Origin of the sequence: Bradyrhizobium sp. WD16 (assembly GCF_024181725.1) — a bacterium.
Classification (GTDB): Bacteria; Pseudomonadota; Alphaproteobacteria; order Rhizobiales; family Xanthobacteraceae; genus Bradyrhizobium_A.
In genome coordinates this window covers 4,890,485-4,915,802 of sequence record NZ_CP028908.1, presented here as the reverse complement: position 1 = coordinate 4,915,802, position 25,318 = coordinate 4,890,485, and the positions used below count along the sequence as shown (strand labels likewise).

20 protein-coding genes are annotated in these 25,318 nt (G+C 64.4%); 6 read left to right on the top strand and 14 right to left on the bottom strand.

The genetic code is table 11. The annotated features are described in order from the left end of the window. Positions 1-18 precede the first annotated feature (18 nt). From DB459_RS22670 to DB459_RS22655, 4 genes are all read right to left on the bottom strand, one after another. Positions 19-1,320: an efflux RND transporter periplasmic adaptor subunit gene (locus DB459_RS22670; protein ID WP_253708108.1), complete on the bottom strand. Its 1,302-nt coding sequence runs from the start codon at positions 1,318-1,320 to the stop codon at positions 19-21. Positions 1,321-1,689: 369 nt separating this feature from the next. Further along, positions 1,690-3,579: an amidohydrolase gene (locus DB459_RS22665; protein ID WP_253708106.1), complete on the bottom strand. Its 1,890-nt coding sequence runs from the start codon at positions 3,577-3,579 to the stop codon at positions 1,690-1,692. A gap of 112 nt (positions 3,580-3,691) precedes the next feature. After that, complete coding sequence (locus DB459_RS22660; RefSeq protein WP_253708104.1) at positions 3,692-5,188, bottom strand: AMP nucleosidase; 1,497 nt, start codon at positions 5,186-5,188, stop codon at positions 3,692-3,694. Between the two features lie 238 nt (positions 5,189-5,426). Further along, positions 5,427-6,719: a hypothetical protein gene (locus tag DB459_RS22655; protein WP_253708101.1), complete on the bottom strand. Its 1,293-nt coding sequence runs from the start codon at positions 6,717-6,719 to the stop codon at positions 5,427-5,429. 200 nt (positions 6,720-6,919) lie between these two features. On the opposite strand from DB459_RS22655, the gene DB459_RS22650 reads away from it, so the two are divergent. Continuing rightward, complete coding sequence (locus DB459_RS22650; protein ID WP_253708098.1) at positions 6,920-7,456, top strand: hypothetical protein; 537 nt, start codon at positions 6,920-6,922, stop codon at positions 7,454-7,456. A 19-nt stretch (positions 7,457-7,475) separates the two neighbouring features. Here the strand turns inward: DB459_RS22650 and DB459_RS22645 are convergent, their stop codons facing one another. Continuing rightward, on the bottom strand, positions 7,476-8,477 hold the full coding sequence (locus tag DB459_RS22645; protein WP_253708095.1) for a UDP-glucuronic acid decarboxylase family protein: 1,002 nt from the start codon (positions 8,475-8,477) through the stop codon (positions 7,476-7,478). A gap of 232 nt (positions 8,478-8,709) precedes the next feature. Between DB459_RS22645 and DB459_RS22640 the strand changes: the two genes are divergently transcribed. Next, entirely contained in the window at positions 8,710-9,792 is a 1,083-nt protein-coding gene (locus tag DB459_RS22640; RefSeq protein WP_253708092.1) for a glycosyltransferase family protein, read from the top strand. Here the strand turns inward: DB459_RS22640 and DB459_RS22635 are convergent. Then, complete coding sequence (locus DB459_RS22635) at positions 9,737-10,876, bottom strand: glycosyltransferase (protein ID WP_253708089.1); 1,140 nt, start codon at positions 10,874-10,876, stop codon at positions 9,737-9,739. The genes DB459_RS22640 and DB459_RS22635 overlap by 56 nt on opposite strands. After that, positions 10,873-12,015, bottom strand: a complete 1,143-nt coding sequence (locus DB459_RS22630; protein ID WP_256519225.1) for a glycosyltransferase — start codon at positions 12,013-12,015, stop codon at positions 10,873-10,875. The genes DB459_RS22635 and DB459_RS22630 overlap by 4 nt, the downstream gene beginning before the upstream one ends. Positions 12,016-12,710: 695 nt before the next feature. On the opposite strand from DB459_RS22630, the gene DB459_RS22625 reads away from it, so the two are divergent. The 4 genes from DB459_RS22625 (at position 12,711) to DB459_RS22610 (ending at position 18,264) form a co-directional block, all read left to right on the top strand. Next, complete coding sequence (locus tag DB459_RS22625) at positions 12,711-14,012, top strand: LptF/LptG family permease (RefSeq protein WP_253708083.1); 1,302 nt, start codon at positions 12,711-12,713, stop codon at positions 14,010-14,012. A 44-nt stretch (positions 14,013-14,056) separates the two neighbouring features. Beyond that, positions 14,057-15,286 (top strand): aminotransferase class I/II-fold pyridoxal phosphate-dependent enzyme, encoded by a 1,230-nt coding sequence (locus tag DB459_RS22620; protein ID WP_253708080.1) that lies wholly within the window; start codon positions 14,057-14,059, stop codon positions 15,284-15,286. Positions 15,287-15,388: 102 nt separating this feature from the next. Beyond that, positions 15,389-16,606: a radical SAM protein gene (locus tag DB459_RS22615; RefSeq protein WP_253708076.1), complete on the top strand. Its 1,218-nt coding sequence runs from the start codon at positions 15,389-15,391 to the stop codon at positions 16,604-16,606. Between the two features lie 35 nt (positions 16,607-16,641). After that, complete coding sequence (locus DB459_RS22610) at positions 16,642-18,264, top strand: B12-binding domain-containing radical SAM protein (protein ID WP_253708073.1); 1,623 nt, start codon at positions 16,642-16,644, stop codon at positions 18,262-18,264. Between the two features lie 11 nt (positions 18,265-18,275). Here the strand turns inward: DB459_RS22610 and DB459_RS22605 are convergent, their stop codons facing one another. From DB459_RS22605 to DB459_RS22575, 7 genes are all read right to left on the bottom strand, one after another. Next, positions 18,276-19,430 (bottom strand): glycosyltransferase, encoded by a 1,155-nt coding sequence (locus tag DB459_RS22605; protein ID WP_253708070.1) that lies wholly within the window; start codon positions 19,428-19,430, stop codon positions 18,276-18,278. After that, a complete protein-coding gene (locus DB459_RS22600) occupies positions 19,423-20,220 on the bottom strand; it encodes an SDR family oxidoreductase (protein ID WP_253708065.1) in 798 nt (265 codons plus the stop codon). Before DB459_RS22600 ends, DB459_RS22605 begins: the two co-directional genes overlap by 8 nt. 12 nt (positions 20,221-20,232) lie before the next feature. After that, complete coding sequence (locus tag DB459_RS22595; RefSeq protein WP_253708063.1) at positions 20,233-21,090, bottom strand: MaoC/PaaZ C-terminal domain-containing protein; 858 nt, start codon at positions 21,088-21,090, stop codon at positions 20,233-20,235. Further along, entirely contained in the window at positions 21,074-22,324 is a 1,251-nt protein-coding gene (locus tag DB459_RS22590) for a beta-ketoacyl synthase (protein WP_256519224.1), read from the bottom strand. The genes DB459_RS22595 and DB459_RS22590 overlap by 17 nt, the downstream gene beginning before the upstream one ends. 1 nt (position 22,325) lies before the next feature. Continuing rightward, a complete protein-coding gene (locus DB459_RS22585) occupies positions 22,326-22,613 on the bottom strand; it encodes an acyl carrier protein (protein ID WP_253708061.1) in 288 nt (95 codons plus the stop codon). Between the two features lie 224 nt (positions 22,614-22,837). Continuing rightward, complete coding sequence (locus DB459_RS22580) at positions 22,838-24,085, bottom strand: hypothetical protein (protein ID WP_253708059.1); 1,248 nt, start codon at positions 24,083-24,085, stop codon at positions 22,838-22,840. 8 nt (positions 24,086-24,093) lie between these two features. Beyond that, positions 24,094-25,251, bottom strand: coding sequence for a glycosyltransferase (locus DB459_RS22575; protein ID WP_253708057.1), 1,158 nt, complete (start codon positions 25,249-25,251; stop codon positions 24,094-24,096). Positions 25,252-25,318 lie beyond the last annotated feature (67 nt).

Here is a 25,318-nt window from a genome sequence, read left to right as displayed (position 1 = left end):
TGCCTTCGATCATTGCGGTTAGAGACGTGGTGGCGGCGCGCTGGAACGCGCCTTCGCCGAATTTCGTTGCTCCGCGACGATCACCCTGTCGTTGACGTTCAGGTCGCCGTGCACGATCTCCGTAAACTCGTCGTCGTCGAGCCCGACCGTAACCTGAACCGGTATCGGCGATCCGTCACGAAGCACCCAGACGCGCGCTTGCATCGTTTCGCCAAGGACGGTTCCGGTCGGGACATAACGCAATGCCTGGTTCGGAACGCGGAGCACGGCGCTGCGCCGATCGATGATGATTCGTGTCGCCGCCGTCAGGCCCGGCTTGAGCGCCAGATCAGAGTTGTCGACGCCGACGACGACATCGTAAGTGATGACGTTCTGCACGGTTTGCGGTGACTGGCGGACCTGAGTGACCGTGCCCTCGAACAGGCGTTTGGGATAGGCGTCGACGGTGAACGTCGCCTTGTCGCCGTTCTTGACGCCGCCAATATCGCTTTCGCTCACATTGGCGTCGACCTGCATCCTGGTGAGGTCGGTCGCGATCAGGAATAAGGTGGGGGTCTGGAAGCTCGCCGCGACGGTCTGTCCCATGGTTACGGCGCGGGAGACGACCGTGCCGTCGACCGGCGAGATGATGTTGGTATAGTCGAGATTGACCTGTGCCGCGTCGAGCACGGCCTGGCGTTGCTGGATGGTGGCTTCGTCAAATGTGATTTGTGCCGGAGCCTGATCGTACACGTTCTTAGCATTGTCGTAGGCGTCCGCCGACACGGCTCTGGTCTGGACGAGCGTGGCCAGCCGTCCGACGTTGGCCTTGGCATAGGCGAGCGATGCCTTGTCCTTTTCCAGCTGCGCCTTCGCGATGGCGAGACTGGCCTTCCCTTGATCGACGATGCTCTGATACGGGCGTGGATCAATCTTGGCGCAGGTTTGTCCACGTTTGACCTGCGTATTGTAATCGCACTTCAATTCCTGGATGACGCCGGATACGTAGGTCCCGACGATGATCGTCAGTTCGGGGTTGACCGAGCCGGTGGCGTTTACGCCGCGCGAGATGTCACCGATCGCAACGGGCGCCGTCTCATATCGAACGTCAGCGTCGCCGCTGAACGACCACCAGACGCCTAAGGATATGGCGAGAACAAGCACCGCGATCGCGACGACAATCCGGCGCCCCGTCGCTAATCGTGACTGTGTGAGCGGCTCCCGGACCGGGTCCCGGCCGACGGAAGCGGCGCATGAGGCAGAGCTTTCATGCTTTCGATCGTTGCACCAGTGCCGAGCTGCGTGTTCATCCCGCTTTGGCGCCAGGCGGATGATGGTCATAGCCTGCCACCGCGGCCGAATTGTTGATTTGGATCAAGGTGTCGGGATCGGCGCCTGACCGGTAGAATCGCATTGATCCGCGGCCGCCCGTTGCTCGATCGATCACAGCTTGCTGACGAACACAGCCGTCCTGGATTGACTCAAATCAAACAGGTCATCAGTTTTCGTCCGACGGACGGACCGTAATCGCCGGAGGGCTGCGTTGCGCCAATATTCGCCCCGCCGATCAGCGCGCTGGCGATTCCTGCACCTATGCCAACGCCTGCACCGCCACGATAGCCGCCGCGCTTCGCAGCAGGAGCGGGGATGCTGCTGGCGCCGCAATGACGCTGCGTCAGCGTGCACTCATTGCTTGAAGGTTGATTTGCATCAGGGTGTCGGCCGTTTCGCCTGCGCCGGGACCGGGAATACGCGCCCTTCAAATACGGTGCCCCAGATCGGGATGTCTTTCAGACGTTCTGGCGAAATTGCGTACGGATCCTCCTCCAGCACCGTGAGGTTTGCGATCTTTCCCGGTGCGATGCTGCCCATCTGATCCTCCTTGCGCCAGGAATAGGCTGCCTCGATCGTGATGGCTCTCAGCGCCGCGTCGACCGAGACACGCTGATCAGGACCAGCCACCCGACCAGACGGCGTGATCCGATTGACACCGCACCACGCCAGGTAGAGCGGGTCGCTCGGTGCCATCGGCAGATCGGAGTGAAACGACAGCGAAATCCCCTGGTCAAGCACCGACTTCGCACGCACCATCGCGTCGGCTCGCTGCGGTCCGAGTCCGATCGCGCTGTATTTGTCGGCGAACCCGACAGGGTAATAGGGATTGGCGCTGACGATGGCGCCCAGCCGTTTAATGCGAACGACCTGATCCTCGGTCGAATTGGCGAAATGCACGATCACGCAGCGATGGTCGGCACGCGGGTGCTCGGCGTTCAGCTTCTCCAGGATAGAGAGCAGCGTTTCCAGGCCGAGATCGCCATTGACGTGGGTGTGGATCTGGTAGCCGGCGTTCCAGAACAGCCGCGCCCGCCGCTCCAGTTCGTCGGGCGGAATGACCCACTCGCCATGGTGACCGTCGAGGTAACCGTCCTTCATCTGCATCAGTTGCGAGACGATGGCCCCGTCCGCAAACAACTTGATCTGGCCCGGGAAGAACATCAGTTTTTTCCCCGGCGCCTCCGGCGACACGGCGATCTGCGCCTCCACCGCGTCGAGCGCGCCGGCGAGCCCGACCCGGTCGACGATGCCGCGTCCGTCGGCGATGAAAGTGCTGTACATCGGCGTGTCGGGCGCCCCCAGAATCTGCTCGTAGAGCTTCCACATGTCGGGCGTATAGAGCGCGCCTGGCTCCATGTAGGCCGTCACGCCGTTGGCGTGCAGGTAGCCGACCATTTGCTTCAGGCCGAAGGCAAGGCGGTCGGGCGTCGCCAGCACCTGGAGCATCGGCGCCATCATGAGGTTTAGGCCGCCTTCCCAGAAATGGCCCTCCGCCCAGTTCGATTGCTCACTGAACTGGCCCTTGTTGCGGGTCATGTCCTCGGTGAGGCCCAGCGCGTACAGGGCGGACGTGTTCAAGTAGAACTCGTGGCAGGACCGATGCCACACGGCGATCGGCCGCGTCGTACTGATCGCATCGAGCGTCGCGCGGTCGAGCTTGCCGTGCCAGAGCGCGTGATAGCCCCAGGTGAACAGCCATTCGCCGGGCGTCTTCAGCTTCGCGTCGGCAGCTTTCAGCCGCGCCAGATAGTCGTCGGGCGTGCCGGAGGCCTTGAAGACCACGCCTGGGAGCGCCCAGTCTTCCGGGGCAATGACCTGGACGGCCAGCGTGAGAGCGCCGAGGATCGGGTGGAGGTGCTGGTCGATCAGGCCCGGCATCACGATCTTGGTGCCGAAGGTCTCGTCCAGGGTGTAGGGCAGGGCACCAATGGCCGCCTTGACCTGATCGAGCGAGCCGACGGCGAGGATGCGCTTGCCCGAGACGGCGACCGCCGTCGCGGGAGCGGCGCCGCGCTCCATGGTGATGACCTTCCTGGCCGTGAAGATCGTGACAGGGGGCTCAGGAGGCGCTGACGCGGTGCCGCCGAGTCCAGCCGCCAGGCTCTGGTTGATAGCACCATCTGCGTGCGCCGCACCGGTCGCCACGGTCTCGGCAACGAATGGTCCGCTCGCGGCGACGGCGGCGCCTTTCAAGAATTTGCGGCGCGACGGCCAGGAGAGGGAATGAAACGCGGCCTGAAATCCGGGGGTGCAGCCGATACACATGGCTTAGCTTCTCGGTTCGGACGGGAACAATCGACCAATCTGATCATGTGGATTTGACAAACGCTACCTGCTCTGGGTCCGATTTCGTCAAGCGAATGTCACATCCACTTCACTACAGAAATGCGACTTCGGCAAAGCTGCGCAGCTTGCGCGAATGCAGCCGCTCCGTCTCCTGGCCCTTGAGCCTTTCGAGCGCCTTCAGGCCGATCTCGAGATGCTGGCCGACGCGCTGCCGATAGAATTCGCTCGCCATGCCGGCGAGCTTGATTTCGCCGTGAAGAGGCTTGTCCGAGACGCACAGCAAGGTGCCGTAGGGAACCCGGAAACGAAAGCCGTTGGCAGCGATCGCCGCCGACTCCATGTCGAGCGCGATGGCGCGCGATTGCGACAGCCGGCGAATGACCGAAGGACCGCTGATCTCCCAATTGCGATTGTCGACGCTCGCAACCGTTCCGGTGCGCATCAGGCGCTTGAGCTCAAATCCCGCGAGCCCGGTGACCTCGGCGACCGACTGCTCGAGCGCGACCTGCATCTCGGCGAGCGCCGGTATCGGCGCCCACAGGGGCAGTTCGTCATCGAGCACGTGATCCTCGCGGACATAACCATGGGCAAGGACGTAATCGCCCAGCCTCTGCGTGTTCCGAAGGCCGGCGCAGTGCCCAACCATCAGCCAGGCATGCGGCCGCAACACTGCGACGTGGTCGGTGATGTTACGGGCGTTGGACGGGCCGGTCCCGATGTTGATCAGGCTGATGCCACGATATCCCGGCTCGACGAGATGAAAGGCGGGCATCTGCGGCGTGCGCTCGGGGGCGACCCCGGTCGTGCCGCCGCCAAGCCGGGCATTGCGCGTGATCACGTTTCCTGGCTCGACGACGGCCTCGGGGCCGATCTCGCCTGAACGAAGACGCTCGTGGCACATCTTGACGAAGGCATCGACATAGAACTGATAGTTCGTGAAAATCACGAAATTCTGGAAGTGCTCGGGATCGGTGCCGGTGTAATGATAGAGCCGGCGCAGCGAGTAGTCGACACGCGCCGCACGAAACAGGGCGAGCGGCTCCGGGCCGCCGGGCGGCAGCTCGAGCGTGCCGTTGGCGATCGCGTCATCCATCGCCGCAAGATCGGGCGTATCGAAGACGTCCCGCAGCGATCGGCCCGTCATCGACCTGCTGTCAGTGGAGAGCGCTGCTTCGATGTTGATGTCGCGAGGGTAGGCGAAATGAATCGGGATAGGCTCACGCGACTCGCCGATTTCGACGGGCACGCCGTGGTTTTCGATCAATAATCCGATCTGTTCGGTGAGGTAGCTACGAAACAGGTCGGGGCGCGTCACGCTGGTCTCATGCACGCCCGGCCCCGCGACGAAGCCATACGCGAGGCGCGAATCGAGCCGCACGTAGGTCGAGGTCGTAATCCGCACGAATGGATAGGTGGCGCGCACCCTCGTCGCGAGCGCCTCGCCATCCAGATAGGCCTCAAATCGCTCGCGCAGAAATCGCGTGTTGCGGGCGTAAATCTCTTCGAGACGGCCGACCGCCGCCGCTGCATCCGTGAATGCTTCAGGCGGGATAAGCTGCGGCGTGAGGATGGACGATGCAGAACACATTTTGTCTTAAACAGTCTCTGTCGAACCAGCGGTTGCGGCTCGAGTATAGTACATTGATACCCTGAGCGGGAGGTGGGAACCGGATTTAGTAACTGCTCCGTCATGTCTCTCGCCCGTCTTGTGCGGCGCATCAGCAAATTCGTCGCGTTCGACGAAATCGGTACGTTCAATGTCTACCGCCCACGATCGGAGGCAATCATCCTCCTGATGACTGTCGGGGCTCGCGCTGCTTGGGGCGTTATCCGCTCCCATCACGCGGCGCAGCATCGCGGCGCTCCGGTTTGAGCTGGGTCACGATGTCCTGGACATAGGGATAGGCAAATCCGGTCACGAACCCGATCGCTACCGACAGCCATGGCCGTCCGGTGATGAAGTCGTTGAGAAGAACGCTGCCGATGCCGATCTGAACCGCACCGATCCCGAGGAGGAAGGCGAACACGTAGGCCGTGACCCATGTGTTGATCGTGCGGCTCGGCGGCTCCCAGCGCCCCGAATTGAAGGTGAGCAGCCTATCGTAGGTGATGTTATCGCCAACCCGGAAGACGAATTCCAGGAATATTCCAATCGGAACGCCAAACGGGATCCAGACGAGCGCAATAACGATCTGAGGCAGCATCGGCGCCGCGTCCAGCAGGGCTTTGTATCGATCGCTGAAAGCGTGGGCGACGAACAGTTCATAATACAAAAGGCATCCAAGGCCCCCGAACAGCAGGCTGAACCTGGCGGCAATCGTCACGTAAGTCTTCCACAACTCGTTCCTGAGCTTGGGGAAGTCGTTGGTAATATCATCCTTCGTCAATGCAAGGTCGAGACGGCCCATCTCGACATCGTAGTCCGTGCCGCAGAGGCCGACCTTAGCGGTCTTCAAGAGGCCGTCGAAGCACTCTCTGCGCTGCTCCTTGTATTTTTGGTCGGCGAACAGAACGAGTATGGTTCGCTCAACCGCAAAGATATCGTGCAAGAGGCTCCGCATCTCCGGCGTCAGTGGAGCACTTGGACTATGCAAGGGAATGGTGATGCCTTTCGGATCGTTCTCCGAATCCAGACGCGGCGCATCGAAGCATCTCGGCTTCGCGCCGCGCACGGCACCGTTCACGTAAGTATCCCACAACTCGTTCCCGAGCTTGGGGAACTCGTTGGTAATATCATCCTTCGTCAAGGCAAGGTCGAGGCGGCCCATCTCGACATCGTAGTCCGTGCCGCAGAGGCCGACGTTAGCGGTCTTCAAGAGGCCAACGAAGCACTTTCTGCGCTGCTCCTTGTATTTTTGGTCGGCGAACAGAACGAGTATGGTTCGCTCGAGCGCTAAGATATCGAGCAAGAGGCTCCGCATCTCCGGCGTCACTGGAGCACTAGGGTCATGCAAGGGAATGTTGATGCCTTTCGGATCGTCCTCCGAATCCAGACTCGCAACATCGAAGCATCTCGGCTTCGCGCCGCGCGCCGGGCCCGGTTGCACCCCGGTGTCCGGTTCGACATGACGGCTGACAGGGGAATCAGGCTGTTCGTCGTACCGGTGCGGATCGTCCATTGGATGTCTCCCTCGAAGACAACTACCAGGTGCACACTACATTGCTTTCGTCGGAGGCGCGATATGAACGGCGAGCCTTTCGCGCCGGCGGTGGATCCCCTGGCCTGCGCGCGGTTGTCCGGCGCGAATGTTGATCTAGATCAATGCTCGAATCCGCAATCTGAAGTTGTCGTTTGAAGCTTGACGACGACCGAAACGGAATGGGTGGCATCATGACGAGAACGATCCTTCTCACGTGCGCTGTAGTGGCGGCGCTGTGTTCCGTTCGCGACGCGAATTCGGCAGAGAAGCGACCGGTCGGCAAGGAGCTGCTCACTTACGAAGTCGTGGTCACGAACCCCGGCACCAAAAGCCAGGGCTGGCACGGAATCCTTTACGACGACAATGGACAGGTTGTGCAGGTCGAGGCCGGCAAGACGGTCAATACCGATATTGGAGAGCTGGTGGGCGTCGCCCCGGTCGATGGCCAGCCTTGGAAGCCCTACGGGGCGGTCCCCGCCACGCCAGGAATGGAAAATATCAACCAGCCCGATGCCTGGGCGTATAAATTGTACAAGACCGGCCTAGGTTCGAGGTGTCCTTCCTGGCGGGGCGACCTCCTGCGCGGAGCGATCGTCGTCAAGCCGCATGCCGGCGGCGAGGAAGTGAAGACCTCGCTCGGACCATTCATCTGGCTCGGGACGTCTCACGGGTGGGCGCACAAGTCCTGGAAGGTGAAGCGCACGCGGTGCGGCTGATGCGATTCATCGCGTCAAGTCAGTCGCGATTGCCCTGCAGCGTCCTGCGGACGGTATCGTCGGACAAGAGACCGTCGAAATAGGCGATCGTCTTGGTCAGGCCGTCAGCGAGCCCGGTGGTCGGTTTCCACGACAGGATCGCTTCCGCGCGCGAGACGTCCGGCCGTCGTCGGTAGGGATCGTCGGACGGCCGCTCACGGCGGGCGATGGCGGAGCGGGAGTTGCACAGTTCGACGATGGTCGTGGCGAGCTTCAGGATCGGGATTTCCTCGGGATTGCCGAGATTGATCGGTCCCGTCACCTCGTCGGGCGTCGCCGCGAGCCGGATCAGGCCCTCGACGAGATCGTCGACATAGCAGAAGGATCGCGTCTGCGACCCGTCGCCATAGATGGTGATGTCCTTGCCGAGCAGGGCCTGGACGATGAAATTAGAGACGACGCGGCCGTCATGCGGATGCATGCGCGGCCCGTAGGTATTGAAGATCCGCGCTACCTTGATCTGCAGCCGGTGCTGCCGCCAGTAGTCAAAGAACAGCGTCTCGGCGCAGCGCTTGCCTTCATCATAGCACGATCGCACGCCGATGGGATTGACGTTGCCCCAATAGGCTTCCGTCTGCGGGTGCTCGGTCGGATCGCCATAGACTTCCGACGTCGACGCCTGAAGGATCCGCGCCTTCAGCCGTTTGGCGAGGCCGAGCATGTTGATCGCGCCGTGCACGCTCGTCTTGGTCGTCTGTACCGGGTCGTGCTGATAGTGGATCGGCGAAGCCGGGCAGGCGAGATTATAGATGCTGTCGACCTCGACATAGAGCGGAAGGGTCACGTCATGGCGGATCAGTTCAAAATTCCTGCTGTCGAGCAGGTGTTCGATGTTGCGCCGCGTCCCGGTGAAGAAATTGTCGACGCAGACGACCTCAAGGCCCTCCGCGACCAGGCGGTCGCAAAGATGCGAGCCGATGAAGCCGGCGCCGCCGGTGATCAGAATACTTTCATTGATCGGCCTGGATGCAGTTCGCAGCACAAATTTCACTCGGTCACGGCCGGCGGAGCAGAGGCAGAACCACCAGCGCCAATCAGTTTTCGGGAGTTTCGACGAAAAGTGTTTCATGCAACCATAACCCCCGTCGCCGGGCAAGCCATGGCCGGCGCAGAAGGGCGAGGATGCACGATGATGGCACGAGCTTGCATGCCTGGAGGCCTAGCCGCCTGGCGGACGCTGGCGTGCCGGTCTCCCGGACGGCCGAGCTGATCCGATGGCCCGTATTCTCTATGGCGTCCATGGGACGGGCCGGGGCCATGCCATCCGCGCCCTCACCGTGGCGCAGCACTATAGCAGGCACGACTTCCTGTTCGTCTGCCACGGCGAGGCGGCGCGGCTGTTGTCCCGGGACTTCAGGGTCCATGAGTGCCCCAATCCGGTGACGCCGGTGGGATCGCATCGGGTCGATGCCGCCGCCGCCATGCTGCGCACAGCCACGACGTTGAGCAGGAGCGGGCGCTGGAGCCGCGAACTCAGGCGGGCCATCGAGGCGTTCGGCCCGGATTGCGCCATCACCGACTATGAGTTTTTCGTGCCGCGCGTGTCGCGCAGTCTTGGGCTTCCGTGCCTTTCGCTCGACAATCAGCACGTCATGACCCTCGGCCGGATCGATTGCCCGGTCCGACAGGCGCCGAGCTGGCTGGCGACGGCGCTCTCCGTGCAGCTTCTCTTCAGTTCGGCGGATCAATATCTGATCAGCAATTTCTTCGAGGTCGCGCCCCGCAACGCCAGTCAGTCCATCCGCCAGGTGCCGCCGCTGCTGCGCGGCGACGTCGTCGCCCGCCAAGCGAGGAAAGGCGACCATGTCGTCGCTTATCAGGGCTATCCGACCTTCACCGCCTTTACCGGGCATCTGTCGAAGCTCGACCGTCCGGTCCATGTCTATGGCCTTGGCGATGGCCGCGGCGAGGGGCGCCTTTCCTTCCGGTCCTTCGACGCGCAGGCGTTTCTCGATGACCTCGCATCCTGCGCCTATGTTGTCTGCGGCGGCGGCCATACGCTGATCTCCGAGGCGCTGTATCTCGGCAAGCCGGTGCTGTCGATCCCGGTCCGGGGCGCCTTCGAGCAGTTCCTCAATGCGCATTATCTGGAACGGCTGGGTTATGGCATGCGATCCGATCTTGCGACGTTTTCGCCGCAGGTCCTGCGCGATTTCGAGGCGCGGCTCGATACCTGTCGCAGCCGGATCGCCGGCGCGACCTTCTGCGGCAACGACATGGCTTTCGCCGCGATCGATGACTTCATTGCGGGACGCTGGCGGAGAGCGCTGCTGACCTTGCCGCGAGCACCGAGTTGAACAGCGCCTCATAGGCATCGACGACGCGATCGGAGCCGAATTGCGACCGGGCCCGCGCGGCGCCGGCCGCGGCGATCCGCGCCCGCTCTTCGGGGTGCGCGATCGCATCGTCGATGATGTCGGCGAGGGCGTCGGCATCGCTGGGCGGGACCAGCCAGCCGTGGACGCCCGAGGTGATCAGGCTGCGGAGGCCGTCGATCGGCGAGGTGATCACCGGCTTGCCCATGATCATCGCTTCGAGAACCGCAAGCGGCAGCCCTTCGAAATAGGTCGGATGGACGAAGATATCCATCGCCGCGATCCAGTCGCGAACGTCGCCACGGTCGCCGGCGAAGACCACGCGATCATCGATCCCGAGCGCAGCCGCCTGCGCTGCCAGCCGCGAACGATCCGGTCCGTCGCCGATCAGCCACAGCCGGACATCGGCGGGCGAGCTGTTCAATCTGGCGAAGGCATCGAGCAGATCGGGGTGCGCCTTCTGGGGATGCAGCCGCGCGACCATCCCGAGGATGGTCGCAGCGCCACCGCCGAATTCCCGGCGCAACGCGGCGGCCGCCGCGGAACGGTCGCGATCGTCGGCATCGACGCCGTTCGGAATGACCTGGACCTGATCGGGCCGAACGCCTTCATGGGCGAGCGAGAAGGGCACGATCTCGGCGCTCTGGAACGCGACGCGGTCGGCCCAGGACGCGGTTTTGCGGTCGAACCACAATTGCAGGCGCGGCTTGTCGGCGTAGCGCGCCGTGACCGTGGAGACGATCGGCGCGATGCCGGCGGCACGGGCGGCGGTGCGTCCGATCAGGTCGCCCCACGGCAGTTCGGTATGGACGAGATCCGGCTGACGCCGCCGCAATTCGCTGACGATGGACCAAAGGCCGACCAGACCATAGAGACGCGGTCGTCCAATGATCTCGACGCTCGCTCCGGCTGCGCGCATCGCGGCGACGACCTCCTCGTTGAAGACCTCGTTGAGGCAGATGATGTGCTGGCCGTGCCCGCGCTTCGTCAGGCCTGCGACCACGCTGCGGAGCATGGTCTGCGCCCCGCCGCGATCGAGGTTGTCGAGGATGTGGACGATCTTCATCGAACTGGCGCCTCCAGGCGCTGCGGCTGCTGTTCCAACCCCGCGCGGTAGAGCGCCGCGTAGGCATCCGCCATGCCGTCCAGGGAAAAGTGCTGTCGGATGTGGCACATTCCTGCCAGGCCGATATCGGCCGCCCGGCGACGATCGGACAGGCTCGAGATCAGCGTCTGGGCCAGGTCGTCGGCGTCGCCGGGCTTGACCATCCAGCCCGTCTCGCCATCGATCACGAGCTCGCGGATTGCGTCAATGTCCGAGGCGACCACCGGCTGGCCGGCGGCCATGGCTTCCATCAGCGCATTGGGCATGCCTTCCCACAGCGAGGGCAGGGCGAAGAGATCAATGGCATCAAGGATATCGCGCACGTCGCGCCGCATGCCCGCGAACCGGACCGCATCGGCGATGTCGAGCCGGCGGGTGTCTCGCTCCAGTGCGGGGCGGCATTCGCCGTCGCCGACCAGCCACAGGACCGCCTCGGGGATGCGCTCTCGCACCCGCCGAAATGCCTGGAGAAGATGGTGCTGCCCCTTGGAGGGATGCAGGCGGGCGACGGTTGCGATCACCGTGGCGTCGGGCGGGGTCCGCAGTTCGGCCCGAACCTCGCCGGCCGGTCGGTGCGCCGTCGTGATCGCGACGCCGTTGGGAATGTAGACGACCTGGTTGGCCCGGACGCCCTCGTGACGGATCGCAAACGGCACGGCCTCGCGGTCGTTGAAGACAATCGCGCGAGCCAGATGGGCGGTGCGGCGGTCAAGCCATTTCTGCCAGTTCGGCTTGTCGACGTTCCGGCCCCGGATCGTGGAGAAGATCGCCGGCACGCCGCACAGCCGCGCCAGCGATCGGCCGATCATGTCGGAGGTCGGAAGCGCCGTCTGGACGACGTGGGCCGGCCAGCTCCTGAGCTCGTTCGCCAGGCGAAAAAGTCCCGTTCCCGCCCACAGCCGGCTCTCGCCGATGATCTCGATCCGGGCATGGGGCACAAGACGATCGAGGATTTCCGGGTGGCTGATCGCCCGCATGCTGTAGATGCGTACCGCAAAGCCGCGCGCGGCGAGCGCCGGCACCAGCAGCGTGAGCCAATTCTGCGTCCCGCCGATCCCCAGATCGTCGACGAATATTCCGAGATTGATCGGCCCCCGCATGTCCCGCTCAACACCTTCGACGCCAATGACAATGCGACGACATTGGCCGCACCAAGTTGTGCCAGGTCAAGGCACATCGCCACGGAACCGGCCCATCAGCCAAGAAGTCCTGCAATCACAACGAATTGGCAAAGCCATGCCGCTATGCAGCGCGACCGGCACAACCATCGCGGCCGGTTGTGCATGTCGATTGCCCGGTGTTTCCACGACACAATCTTGAATGTAGTATGATTTCGTATTTGGTGGGCCGGCAGCCCCTGGTTGTGGCTGCTAGTGTCCCGTCTCCGAATGACCGCTTCGTTTGCCTCACGCTCGCACGGTCATTCGGAGACATAGGGACACTAGCAAAATCAAAGTGCTAGTGTGGCTTATGTCTCGCAATTGCCTACGAGAGGGTTGCCGCGAAGGCGGTAGGCAATTGCGAGACGCCACACTAGTGTCCCGGTTCCAACGTTCGTATCGCTTTGCAGCGGGCACTCGTACGAATGTTAGAACCAAGGGGACACTCGTATAATTATGATTCTAGTGTGGTTTTGGATCTGACGCGCGTACGGAGAATTCGCTGCAACGCTGATACGAGCGTCAGATCCATCACACTCGCGCGGTTTTGGATCTGACAGATCCACCGCACCAGCAATTGGGCGTCGGGGGGCCGGCGTCGCCGGGACCGTCCTGTGGGAGGGGCGTTCCGGTCGATGGTCGTGGCCGGGGGGGCACATTTCGTGGTTGGCGTCATCGACAGGTATCTGACACAACAGATTCTGCTCGCCTCCGTGGTGGTCGTCGCGGTTTTCTCCGGTCCTGTGATCCTGGTCTCGCTGATCAGTCATCTGGGAGAAGAGGCGCTCTACACCAATCTGGCGTGGCCGGCGCTCGCCAGCATTGGACCGATGATCCTCTACCACGTCCTGCCGGCCCTGATCGCCATCGCGATCGTCTGGTCCTACGGGCGTTTTGCCAGTGAAGGCGTGCTGCTGACGATCTATTCGAGCGGCCGCTCAACGTTTGCGGCGCGGCGGCCCGGTCTCGTCGTCGCGGCGGCCGCAGTGGTACTGGGTTACGTGCTGACTTGCTTGGTCATTCCGTTGACGGCGGGACACCTCCACGACGTCCTGTATTCGTTGCGACACGGCATCAATCCTGCATTGCTGAAGGTCGGCGCTTTCAATCAATTCAATCATGGGCGCCAGGTCGTCTTCTTCAAGAACTACATCAACAGCAACGAGGTGGCCGACGTCTTCATTCGCGAACGCGCCGCCGACGATGGAGAGCGGGTATTCCAGGCGCGTTACGCCGTGTTCGAAAAGCAGGGCGACGACAGCGGCGTCGTGCTGCTCGACGGCACCGTCCAGAGCTACCAGGGCGGCCAGACGCAGGCCCGGGTTGTCGCCTATGACCGCATGTTCGTTCCGTTGAACGAATATGGCGGCCGAGGGCTGAAACGCGACTACACGATCATCGACGAACTGCCGACGCCGCGCTTCCTCGAGCAACGCTCGAATGCCTTCGCCGCCCCCGGAGAGGCGCGGGAATGGACGCACGAGGCTATCAACCGGTTCGCGATCCCACTCCTGGCTCTTCTACACACCTGGCTCGGGCTCGAACTGTTGCCGGTCTGGCGCAATCTTGCCGGCCGCCGCGGACATCGCGCGCCGCTGGTTTGTGCCCTGATCGTGGTGCTGCACTTCGCCATCGTCTTCTCGATCGAGCAGACGCTCTCGGATCTGCGAATGGTCTTCGCGATCGCGACCCTCATCGGTGCCGAGCTGGTGGCCGCTGGCGCAATGGCGCTGGCGCGCATCGGTGCCTTTGACCGCCGGGTCGCCACCGCAACCGCGCAGGTGCCGGGAGCGCCGGACGCCCCGCTACTGCTCGGATGGCTGGGCGCGCCGGTGACGGATGCCGCGGCGACCGGCAACGGCGACAGCGAGATAGCGGCGGGTCGAGCGTTGCGCCGTTTGCACAAATCAATCGCCTGGTCGCGTCATACCGGGTAAGTCGCACTGGATTTTCGGTGACGGGTGACTTTAAAGGCGAGTTCATGCAGCAGGAAAACCGGCAGTTCATGCAGGACAATGCAAATGGGATACTGTCGCGCGCCGATCGCCTCGGCAGCTCCCTGGAACGGCTGGCCGAAGCACGCACCAATCCGCTGAGCATCGTCGTCGACGATGTCGTCGACGCCGCGACGGCCGTGATCGACGGCCGGCCGACGCTGATGTTCGGCACCAACAGCTACCTCGGACTGAACTTCCATCCCGCGTGTATCGGCGCCGCGATCGAGGCCACGCGGCATTTCGGCACGGGGTCGACGGCATCGCGGGTCGCCGCGGGAAATCACCGCCTGCACGTGATGCTCGAGCGCGACATCGCCACCCTTTACGGACGCAGCGATGCGGTCGTCTTCAGCACAGGATTCATGGCCAATCTGGGGGTGATCTCGGCGCTGGTGCGCAAGGGCGACCTGATCTTCGCCGATGCCCATTGTCATGCCAGTATCTTCGACGCCTGTCGCCTGAGCGGCGCCCAGGTCGAAACCTTTGCTCACAACGACAGCGCCGATCTCGAACGCCGCTTCGCCGCCAGCAAGGTCCCCGGGCCGCAGACACTGGTCGTCTGCGAGGGGCTCTACAGTGTCCGGGGCGACCTCGGCGAACTCAAAGGCCTGACTGCCGTCGCGCGTCGCCATGGCGCCGTCGTCGTGGTCGACGAAGCCCATTCCCTCGGCATCTATGGCCGCCATGGACGGGGCATCGCGGAACATCTTGGCGTCGAGGCCGATGTCGACCTGATCGTCGGCACGTTCAGCAAGAGCATCGGCGGCATCGGCGGCTACGCCGTCAGCGGCGCGAGCGAGCTGCGCGCGCTGCGCTTCATGAGCAGACCGTATTTATATACCGCGTCGCTGCCGCCGCCGATCATTGCGGCCGCACGGGAGGCGATCCGCCTGATCGGCAGCGAGCCCCGATTGCGGGAGAACCTCTGGCGCAATGCGGCGGCGCTGCATGGCGGCCTCGCCACCATTGGCGTCAAACCCTGCGCGGATCCGGGACCGGTCGGAAGCATCCGGATGCCGGGGCTGGCAATGGGATATCAATTCTGGAAGGAACTGCTGGACCGCGGCATCTACGTCAATCTCCTGGTGCCGCCCGCGACGCCGGACGGCGAAGTGGTGCTGCGATTCAGCGTCTCGGCGGCCCATACGGCCGAGCAGATCAGAACGGCGATCGACGCAGTGGCCGAGGTTGCGGGGCTGCTGAAGCTGGCGTGACGCGGGACGATGAGGCCGGATCTGCGCTGCAGCGCAGCGGCGGCTTGAGCGCTGGTTGAGCGTTGAGTGTGAATTTGGGGCGATCGGTAACGGTTGGGCATGATGGCAAAGACGAGCAGCCTGGGGATCGCGACGGCGGCGCGCTACGCGCGACGCATGCTTCCGCATCCGTGGATCGCGACCAAGCTGATCCAAATGGAGGCGGACAAGCGGATATTCAGCAAATTCAGGGTCGGCCGTGCCGCCGGCGAAGCGGGAAAGATCCGCCAGGCGAGCTTTCGCCTGACCGACCGCTGCAATCTGCGCTGCCACACCTGCGGGCAGTGGGGCGACAACGGCTACCTCATCAACTCCAGCCTCAGGCATCTGAAGGAGAGGGAAATCCCGTCGCGCCGCTATCTCGAACTACTGCAGGACATGGTCGACCACGGTCACGGGCCGCTGGTCTATTTCTGGGGCGGCGAGCCGATGCTGTATGACGGCATCCTCGATCTGATCGACGGCGCCTCCGAACTCGGCCTGCCGGTGAGCATCGCGACCAACGGCACGCGGGTGGCGGCATCGGCGGAGCGGCTCGTCAAGGCGCCGCTGTTCCTGCTGCAGGTCTCCGTGGACGGCCATACCGCCGATCTCCACAACGGATTGCGGCCGGCGGCCGGCGGCGGCGGCGACAATTTCCGCGAACTGTGCCGCGGTCTCGATGCCGTCAACGAGGCGAGGGTCAGTCATGGCCGCGGCCTGCCGTTCATCGCGGCGCTGACGGTCATCTCGGCGGCCAACTGCAAGCATCTCGTCGACATCTACGAGACCTTCCGGGACAAGGTCGATCTGTTCGTCTTCTATCTGTCGTGGTGGATCGACAGCGACAACGCGCAGGCGCATGAGCAGGACTTCTTCCGCCGGTTCGGGTTCTATCCGACGCGCCATCGCGGCTGGGTCGGGAGCTGGAAGCCGAGCGATACGCAGGCGCTGGATGATCAGCTGCAGGCGGTGATGGAACGATCGGCGAGGTGGTCGTCGCCGGCGGTCGCATTGATTCCGCCGATTGCCGGATCCGACAAGCTGACGGCCTATTACACCGATCACCAGGAGCGTTTCGGCTATGACGAATGCGCGGCGATCTTTCAGGCGGTCGAGATCAACAGCAATGGCGATGTGTCGCCGTGCCGCGATTACCACGACTACGTGGTCGGCAACATCAAGACGTCGACGATCACCGAATTGTGGAATTCGGAGCCTTATATGAAATTCCGGGCCAGCGTCGGTCGCGACGGCCTGATGCCGGTCTGCGCCCGCTGTTGCGGTCTGATGGGGTATTGAGCGACGGCAGTTCGGCCGCAACGGGAGGGACGACCATGGCCGCGACGCGATGCAATGTCCTTCTCGTCTATCCGCGCTTCGACCTGGCGTCGTTCTGGAGCCTGACGACGACCTGCGAGATCGCCGGCAAGCGCCGCATGGAGCCGCCGCTCGGCCTGATCACCGTCGCGGCGATGCTGCCAAAGGAATGGTCGGTCCGCCTCATCGATCGCAATGCCGAGGACGTCACCGAAACCGACCTCGCATGGGCCGATATGGTGATGACCGGCGGGATGATCCCGCAGCGGGCAGATACGCTGCGCCTGATCGAGCTCGGTCAGGCGCACGGCAAGCCCGTGGTGGTCGGCGGGCCCGACGTCACGTCGAGCCCGCAGGTCTACCGGATTGCGGATTTCCGCATGCCGGGCGAGGTCGAGGCGACGATCGATGCTTTCATCGAGGCCTGGGAGTCCGGAGCGCGGCAGGGATTGTTCGAGGCGGAGAAATTCACGGTCGACGTGACCAGGAGCCCGACGCCGCGTTTCGATCTGCTGAAATTCGAGCATTATCTTGCGCTTTCCGTCCAGTTCTCGCGAGGCTGTCCGTTCACTTGCGAGTTCTGCGACATCATCGAGCTCTACGGTCGGGTGCCGCGCGCCAAGGCGACGGACCAGCTGCTGGGCGAGCTCGAGATCCTCTACCAGCTCGGGTATCGTGGTCATGTCGATTTCGTCGACGACAACCTCATCGGCAACAAGAAGGCGGTGAAGCAGTTCCTGCCGCATCTGTGCGCCTGGCAGCAGGCACGCGGATTTCCGTTCACTTTCAGTACCCAGGCATCGATCAACCTCGCCGACGACGAGGTACTGCTGCATTTGCTGCGCGACGCCAATTTCGGTGCGGTCTTCATCGGCATCGAAAGTCCGAACCAGGAGGCGCTGCTCTCGACCCGGAAGAAGCAGAATGCGCGGCGCAATCTCACCGATTGCGTCCACAGGATCTATCGCGCCGGGATGTTCGTGACCGCTGGCTTCGTGGTCGGCTTCGACAGCGAGACCGACGGTATGGCCGAAGAAATGGTCGCCTGCATCGAGGCCGCAGCGCTGCCGATCTGCATGGTCGGGCTTTTGACCGCGCTGCCACAGACCCAGCTGTCGCGGCGGCTCGAACGGGAAGGGCGGCTCAATCCGGAGATCGATTTCGGCTTCGTCAGCGGCGCCGATGGCGGCGACCAATGCACCGAAGGCCTCAACTTCAGCACGGCCCGTGCCCGGCGCGATGTCCTGGCCGATTACAGGTCCGTGCTGGAGCGGATCAACCGGCCGGAGGCGTTCTTCGCCCGGATCCGGACCGTCGCCCGGCTGCTGGCGCCGGCCCGCGTCGAGGCCAGCGTGCCGTGGCGCGTGATCCTGAACGACGCGGCGACGGTCGGCCGCCTGTTGTGGTTCCTGAGCGTGCGGCGGCCCAAGCTGCTGGCCGGATTCGTCGCCACCATCGCCGAATGCGCGGTCCGCAATCCCAGGGCGCTCAAGCAGGTGGTGTCATTGTTTCTGCTCTACCTCCATGTTGGACCATTCTCGGAGGAGGTGATCGCGAGCCTTGTTCGGCAGATAAGGTCGATCGACACCGGCATGGTCTTGCCCGAGGCGCCGGCGATGATCGGGCGGGCGGCCGTTTGATCAGGCGGTGATCATGACGCTTTGGCGGGAACATCGAACGGCAGGCCGGCCCATGTCACCTTGCGATCGACCAGCGCCTTCAGCCACATGACAGGGATCAGGACTTCCCGGCAGAGCCCGGCCAGCGGAGATGTCCATGACCAGCCCCAGCCCTTGGCGGCGAAAAAGCCGAGGTCGAGCGACACCCAGCCGCCGAGGGTCGCCGCCGCCATCAGCCACCAGGGGGCGCCGAACACTGCTGCTCCGACCGAGCCTGCCAGCGCCGTGAAGGCCCCGCTGACGAGCGGTTCACCGCAGAAGGCCAGTGGCGCCTGGATGCGGCGGATGACCATCCAGCGCAGGTGACGATCCCAGACTTCGCTGAACGGCCGTCGACCGATCACCTGGCGAATCTCTTTCCCGGCGAAGACCGTCCGCAAGCCAAGTCGCGCCAGCCCCTGAGAGAGGGCATGGTCATCGCCGAAGGCCGGGGCCATCAAACCGATGCCGCCGGCGCGCGCGAGATCACGGCGATCGAACAGCATCACCTTGCCGAAGCCGACGTCGGCGCCGGCGACGGATAGCGCCAGCGTCAAAGGCGCCGCCTGACCATTGAGAAAGGCCCGTTCGAGTTCGGCGGCGAAGCCGACCGGCGCCACGGCGATGGGGATCGCGCAGACAAGGCCGATGCCGCCGGTGAGGTTCGCCATCAGATCGGCGAGCTGGTCGGGCCTCAGCAGAATGTTCGAATCCTTGATCACGATATGGTCGTTTCGGGCGGCGGCGATCGCCGGCGCGAGGTTGCTGACCTTGGGGTTCGGCGTGACGCGCTTGTTCCCCGTCAGGATCTGCGCGTCGACGGACGGACACTGCTCCGCGACGCGCCTCGCGATCTCGATCATCGGCGAGCGGTCTTCGGCGGCGGACACCAGCACCTCGATCTGCGGGTAGCGTTGGCGGAAGACCGATGCAAAGGCCGCCTCGGCGTCGGCCTCCAGCCGGCGGATGGGGATCACGATCGAGACAGGCGGCTGATCCCGCCGTACCGCCAGGCGTCGCCGCAGCCGCGGCTGCAGCAATGCGGCGGAAACCGTTGCGACCCGGAGGGCGCAGGAGATCGCCCACCATGACGCCGCCGCGATCGATATCATCGACAACACGTCCATCGCCGCCACGCCGTCAATCATCGTACAGGTCGGCGCGCTCGGGCACGTCGACATGCACTCCGGCAAACGCCAGATCGGTCCAGCGCGCCGGCAGGAGCCGGGTCAATTGCAGGCCGAGAGCCAAGAGGCGCGGAAAGGCGATGACCTTTTCGCCGCGCTCAAGCCTGCGCCGGATGATGGCGGCAGCGCGCTCCGCGCTCATCATCAGCGGCTTCGGAGCGACGAGGTCGCGGTTGAGCGCGGTGTCGACGAAGCCCGGGGCGATGATGGTGATGGCCACGCCCTGCGAGGCAAGACTTGGCCGAATCGACTCCGCATAGGCGTGGAGGCCGGCCTTGCTGGCGCTGTAGGCGGGGCAGGAGGGCAGTCCGCGCAAAGCGCCGATCGACCCGATGACGGCGATATGGCCGCGTCCCCGCATGCACATCCGTTCCGCCAAGGGGTCGATGGTGTTGATGGCGCCGACCAGGTTGGTCGCGATCACGTTACGCACGATCGTCGGGTTCTCGCGCAGCCGGCCGAGGCCGAGCCCGGCGGTGACGCCGGCGCCGGCAACCGCGAGGTCGATCGGATCGGCGTCGTCGACGGTACGGATCCAGTCCGCCATGCCGTCGCGGTCGCGAATGTCGATTTGTTCCGTCCTGACGGCGGCGCCCTTGGCCGAACATTGCGCAGCGGCGTCGTCGAGGCGGCCCTCGTCGCGCCCGGCCAGCGCCAGCCGGATGCCGGGCGCCGCATAGGCGATCGCGAGTGCGCGGCCGATCCCGCTGCTGGCGCCGGTGATGACGATCGAACGTGGCAGCGGCGACATGACGTTCGAGTCCTAACCGTTGCGCGGCGCGCCGTGGCCATGACGCGCCACCGCTTCGCTGACGCAGACCGCTTGCCCTGCAGTGCCGCAGACGATGACGCGAAGAATCAATTCCTCGGCGTCCGCGTCGGCGCTGTTGGCCGACGGCGTCCGTTTGACCACGCGGCCGGAGAAGAGAAGTCGGCTGCCGACCGGCACCGGCTGTAAAAAATTGCCGTGGATGCGATCGACCCGCAGTCCCGGCAGCCAGGCGCGCAATGCCCCTTCGATCTGCCCCATCGCCAGCATGCCGTGGATGATGAGACCATCGAGCCCGGCGGCGCGGGCTGTCGACAGATCGCTGTGGAGCGGGTTGTCGTCGAGAGAGGCCGCTGTGTAGCGCTGCGTCTGCGCGAGATCGACCGGTCCGGCCTCGATCACCGGAAAGCGGGACTCCGGCACGGACAGGGGGCGGGGGGCATCACGCGACGCGCCGGGTCGAATCGTACGCAGCAGCGTATCCAGCGACACGACGACCGCGCCGGTGGAATCGCGCACCGTCCCGCGGAGCAGCGTTCGGTCCGCGGAGCCCCGCTCGCGACGGGCTTCGACCTCGAAGCTGTAGTGGCAGTCGGTCGCGAGCGCGGCGCAGTAGGTGAAAGTCTGGGACTGCTGGACGATCGCCTCGCCGGTGAGGCCGAGGCCACGAATGACCGTCGAGCGGATCGCCGGCAGGCTGAGCCAGCGGATCGGAAAGGTCAGCGGCACCGGCCCCAGGCCGCGCCGCAGCCCAAGCGCGGCGGCGAAGGCCGCGACGTCGATCGCGTCGGTGCGGACCGCGATCGGACCGACGCCGAGATGGTCCTGCTGGGTGCTATCCAGCCCGCTCACATCGGCTCCCTCCAGGGGTCAGATCCGGCCGCGCGACCAGGAGGCAGGCGTTGACGCCTCCGAAGGCGAAGGAGTTGGACATGGCCACACGGATCGGCGTGGCGCGTGCCTCGTTCGCCACCGGGGCGAGCGCGCATTTCGGATCGGGACCGAGCCAGTTGATCGTCGGCGGCGCGATGTCGTCGCGCAGCGCCATGATGCTGATGGCAAGCTCGATCGCCCCGCCGGCCCCCAGCGTGTGGCCATGGATCGGCTTGGTTGACGACACGGCCAACCGCGGCAATCGATCACCAAAAACGCGCTGCAAGGCGTCGGCCTCGGCGATGTCATTGGCGATCGTCCCGGTCCCGTGCGCGTTGACGTAATCGATGTCGTCGGGAGTCAATCCGGCGTCCGCGATCGCCAGCTGCATGGCAGAACAGGCGCCCTCCGGGTCGGGACGAACGATATCGAAGGCATCGCTGGAGGTGCCGTAGCCGACGATCTCGGCCAATGGCGCGGCATCGCGGCGGCGGGCAGCCTCGCGTTCTTCAATCACCATGATGGCGGCGCCTTCGCCGAGCACCATGCCGTTGCGGCCGGCCGAAAACGGCCGGCAGGCATCCGGGGTGAGGACACGGAGCAATTCCCAGGAGCGGATATTGAGCGCAGTCATCGACGACTCGCTGCCGCCGACGATCGCGCGATCCACGGCGCCGGAACGGACCAGCGAGGTGGCCAGCCCGATCGCCTGGGCCGAGGAGGCGCAGGCGCTCGTGATCGTGAATGTCGGGCCGGTGCAGCCATAGCGCATGCTCAGATGCGAGGTTGCCGAGCTGCCCATGATACGCGGAACCGCAAAGGGATTGAGGCGGGTTTTCGCCGCATAGGCGCTGTAGCACAGGTCATCGACGGTGCTGATGCCGCCGATCCCGGTTCCGAGAATGACGGCGGTGCGCGAGCCCTGCCTCGGCTCGCGCGCGAGACCAGCCTGGGCCATCGCCTCATCCGCCGCGACGATGGCGAGTTGCGCAAAGCGGTCGCAGAACGGCAGCACCTTCGCCTCGATATGGGCCTCGGGAACGAAGGATTTGATCTGGGCTGCGAGCTTGACCTGGTTCGTGCCGGGGCGGGCGAATTCGGACAGGCCGACGGCGGATGCTCCGTTGCGAGCGGCTTGCCAGAGCGCCGGAACGCCGACGCCGGTCGCGCAGACCGCGCCCATTCCGGTGACTACGACCCGGGTGCGCGACACGTCAGGCCCGCTCGGCCAGAATGCGGGATTCGATTTGCTGCATGAAGCCGTTCAGGTCTTTCGCTTCAGCGATGCTGCCGTCGATCGGGACGTAGACACCGAATTTTTCCTCGATCACCATCAGGATCATGACGATATCGATGGATTGAATCTCAAGGCTCTCCAGCGTCGCGTCGGGTGTGGCCCTGGCGCGATCGATCTTGCCCTCGCTGACGATGACCTCGAGGATCTGGTCGGCCAGGGACTCGCCGCCGGCGAAGACTGCCTTGTCGGCATTCGGTTGTGTCACGCGTCCCTCCGATGCACACCCCCGATCTGCGTCTGCGGGGGCTGCAAATTGGTTGCCGTTTGCTAGTGCGGCGCCTCGCAATTGCCTATGCCCTTTGCGGCAGGCCCCTGTAGGCAATTGCGAGACATAAGCCGCACTAGCTTTTTGATTTTGCTAGTGTCCGTATGTCTCCGAATGACCGTGCGAGGGTGAGGCAAATGAAGCGGTAATTCGGAGACTGGACACTAGTCTATAAGGGTCTTTTCGAAGACTCCATAGCTGTGCGATTTCCGCAGGCCGATGCGCATCAGCGACTGCGACAGCGGGTTGTTGTCGAGCACCCAACCGGCGATCGCCTGGTCGACGCCGAGCGCTGCCGCCCGGCGCGCCATTTCCTCGATCATGACGGCGGCGATGGCCGTCCGGAGACCGCCGGTGCGGTATTTCGAGGTCATGCCGAGAAGAATGATCCGGAAAGAATGGTATTTCGCGCGCTTCATCCGGATCAGCAATTTGATCCATCCGAGCAGGCTCGGTGCCGGCCCGAGCCCGGTCGTGAGATCGAACAGGTTGGGCACGGCCAGCATGAAGGCGGCGGGCTCGCCATGAACCTCGATGAAGAAGCCGGCCTGGGACAACAGCATCGGCCTGAATTGCCTGGTGAGCGAACGGACGTCGGACTGCGTCGTCGGCGTAAAGCCCCAGTTGCTCTTCCAGCCGTCGTTGAAAATCTGGCGGGCTTTCTCCATGTCGGCGTCGAGATCGTCGAGACGAATGTCCCGTGTGGTGATCCCGGCGCGCCACTGCATGGTCGAGAGCCAGTCCAGACGGTGCTCGGTAGCGACGTCGGCTTTCTTATACTCGAAGCAGAACAGCGATCTCGCGAGCACGTAACCGGCCTCGCGGACCCGAGCGTCGAGATAGGTGGGGTGCCAGGGCAGCAGCGTCATCGGCGGCTCCTGCTGCCCTTCGATGAGGAGACCGGATTCACCATTGATCGACAGCAGAAAGGGACCGCGGGCGACCCGGCGCCCCTGCTGGCAAAGCCAGGATTCCGCCTCGGCGAACAGCGCCTTGACGACCTCGCCATCATCGATGGCATCGAGGCAGCCGAACAAGCCGATGTCCGAGGCGTCCGCCCCCACAGCGGCATGGTCGATCTGCGCCGAAATGCGGCCGAGTGGCCGTCCGTTTCGCGTTGCGATCCAGTAAGCGGCATGGCCGTGGGTGAAGAACGAATTGTGACGCGGATCGAGCATCTGCCGACGCTCATAGTCGAGCGGCGCCACGTATCCGGCCAAACCATCGTAGATCAGCCGGGGCAGGACGATGAAGTCGCGCAGCTGCGCGCGGGTGCGGACGCGCTCGATCCTCAATGTCCGCGCGGGATCGCCGCCGAGCGCGGACGACACGCTCGCATCGGTATCGCCTGCGATGGCCTCGGCCGGACCGAGGGGGGCCGATCCGGCATGCGGTTGCGCTGCGTCATCCATGGGGAAAATCAGGCAGGATGCTGGGCCGGTTGCGGGCCGAGCCGCACCGGCGGGGGTGAGACCGGAAGGGTTTGGTCACCCCGGCGATCAAGGCCTTCGGCCCCGCCGGCCAGGAACCACAGCCATTGAGCGGCGGTGCGGGCAACGCTGAAATGGGCGCGGACCATGGCGTGACCCGTGCGTGCGATCTGATCCAGCCGGGCGGCGTCCTGCCAGACCTGGCGGATCGCGCCGAGCCATTGCTCGCTTGTCTGCGCCGAGGGCATGCCGCATTCCTCACTGAAGGCGACGACGTCCGGCGATCGAGCGTCGCCAATGGCGGGACACCCCCGCGCGAACAGGCCGCGCAGACGACCGGCGGACTTGAGATAGGAGTCGGCCAGGGTAGGCCGGGCTGGAACGATACCGAGCCGCGCCCGGGCGGCGAACGCCGTAAGCGCGTCGGGCGACCAGGCGACGAACCGGACCGGCAGCGAGCCCCAACGTTCGGTACGTTCGGGGAGGTTCGTCAGAATGATCAATTCCGCCCCCCCATCAGTGCCGAACGCGGCGAGCGCGTCGCGGATGGCAAGAAGACCATCGAGGCTCTCCCGCGTCCCATGCCACAGCAGCAACGGCGACCGGCACGATGGCGCCGCACTGTCGAGCGCCGCCGCGCCGGCATCGATGACGTCGCGGGCTTCGGTCTCGTCGATGAACCAGGCACTTGGATGAACCGTGCCCAGGAGGGATGCGAACACCGGAGACGATACCGACACGACGTGGGCGAACCGGTGAAGGCTGCCCCACACCCGATCGGCATCGTCCGGCTGCAACAGGACCGTGCGGCGTGGGTTGCAAACACCGGTTGGCGGGATCGACTTGAGGCAGAGCAGCCAATCGACCGGCGCGGCGGGGAGCCGACCGGACGTGATCTGCCAGGGCAGGTCCAGTGCGGCGGCCTGGCGCCTCAGCTCCGGCACCACCCGTTCGACGTGGATAGCGGTACTGGGCCACGGATTTGGCGCCCAGAAGTGAACGCGCAGTGGCTCGCGATGCGGATCGGGCGGCGCTTCGGCGGGAACCGCGACAAAAGCGCCCCTTACGCGCCCCCCGTAGTGCGCCGCCAGGGTCTGCCGAAATCGAAACCTGGCCGGCAAGAGCGGCGCCAGACGCGGCGGAAACATCCGTACCCCCAGATCAATCCCACTCAATGTATTATATTTACTTATTGTATGCCGTTCGCGCCCGATG

Excerpts from the sequence above, each read along its gene's own strand:
- DB459_RS22580 (WP_253708059.1), bottom strand. The coding sequence starts at position 24,085 with ATGGATGACGCAGCGCAACCGCATGCCGGATCGGCCCCCCTCGGTCCG.
- DB459_RS22625 (WP_253708083.1), top strand. The coding sequence starts at position 12,711 with ATGGTCGTGGCCGGGGGGGCACATTTCGTGGTTGGCGTCATCGACAGG.
- DB459_RS22660 (WP_253708104.1), bottom strand. The coding sequence starts at position 5,188 with ATGTGTTCTGCATCGTCCATCCTCACGCCGCAGCTTATCCCGCCTGAA.
- DB459_RS22605 (WP_253708070.1), bottom strand. The coding sequence starts at position 19,430 with ATGATTGACGGCGTGGCGGCGATGGACGTGTTGTCGATGATATCGATC.
- DB459_RS22665 (WP_253708106.1), bottom strand. The coding sequence starts at position 3,579 with ATGTGTATCGGCTGCACCCCCGGATTTCAGGCCGCGTTTCATTCCCTC.
- DB459_RS22640 (WP_253708092.1), top strand. The coding sequence starts at position 8,710 with ATGGCCCGTATTCTCTATGGCGTCCATGGGACGGGCCGGGGCCATGCC.
- DB459_RS22670 (WP_253708108.1), bottom strand. The coding sequence starts at position 1,320 with ATGACCATCATCCGCCTGGCGCCAAAGCGGGATGAACACGCAGCTCGG.
- DB459_RS22635 (WP_253708089.1), bottom strand. The coding sequence starts at position 10,876 with ATGAAGATCGTCCACATCCTCGACAACCTCGATCGCGGCGGGGCGCAG.
- DB459_RS22610 (WP_253708073.1), top strand. The coding sequence starts at position 16,642 with ATGGCCGCGACGCGATGCAATGTCCTTCTCGTCTATCCGCGCTTCGAC.
- DB459_RS22575 (WP_253708057.1), bottom strand. The coding sequence starts at position 25,251 with ATGTTTCCGCCGCGTCTGGCGCCGCTCTTGCCGGCCAGGTTTCGATTT.
- DB459_RS22655 (WP_253708101.1), bottom strand. The coding sequence starts at position 6,719 with ATGGACGATCCGCACCGGTACGACGAACAGCCTGATTCCCCTGTCAGC.
- DB459_RS22650 (WP_253708098.1), top strand. The coding sequence starts at position 6,920 with ATGGGTGGCATCATGACGAGAACGATCCTTCTCACGTGCGCTGTAGTG.
- DB459_RS22600 (WP_253708065.1), bottom strand. The coding sequence starts at position 20,220 with ATGTCGCCGCTGCCACGTTCGATCGTCATCACCGGCGCCAGCAGCGGG.
- DB459_RS22615 (WP_253708076.1), top strand. The coding sequence starts at position 15,389 with ATGGCAAAGACGAGCAGCCTGGGGATCGCGACGGCGGCGCGCTACGCG.
- DB459_RS22630 (WP_256519225.1), bottom strand. The coding sequence starts at position 12,015 with ATGCGGGGGCCGATCAATCTCGGAATATTCGTCGACGATCTGGGGATC.
- DB459_RS22620 (WP_253708080.1), top strand. The coding sequence starts at position 14,057 with ATGCAGCAGGAAAACCGGCAGTTCATGCAGGACAATGCAAATGGGATA.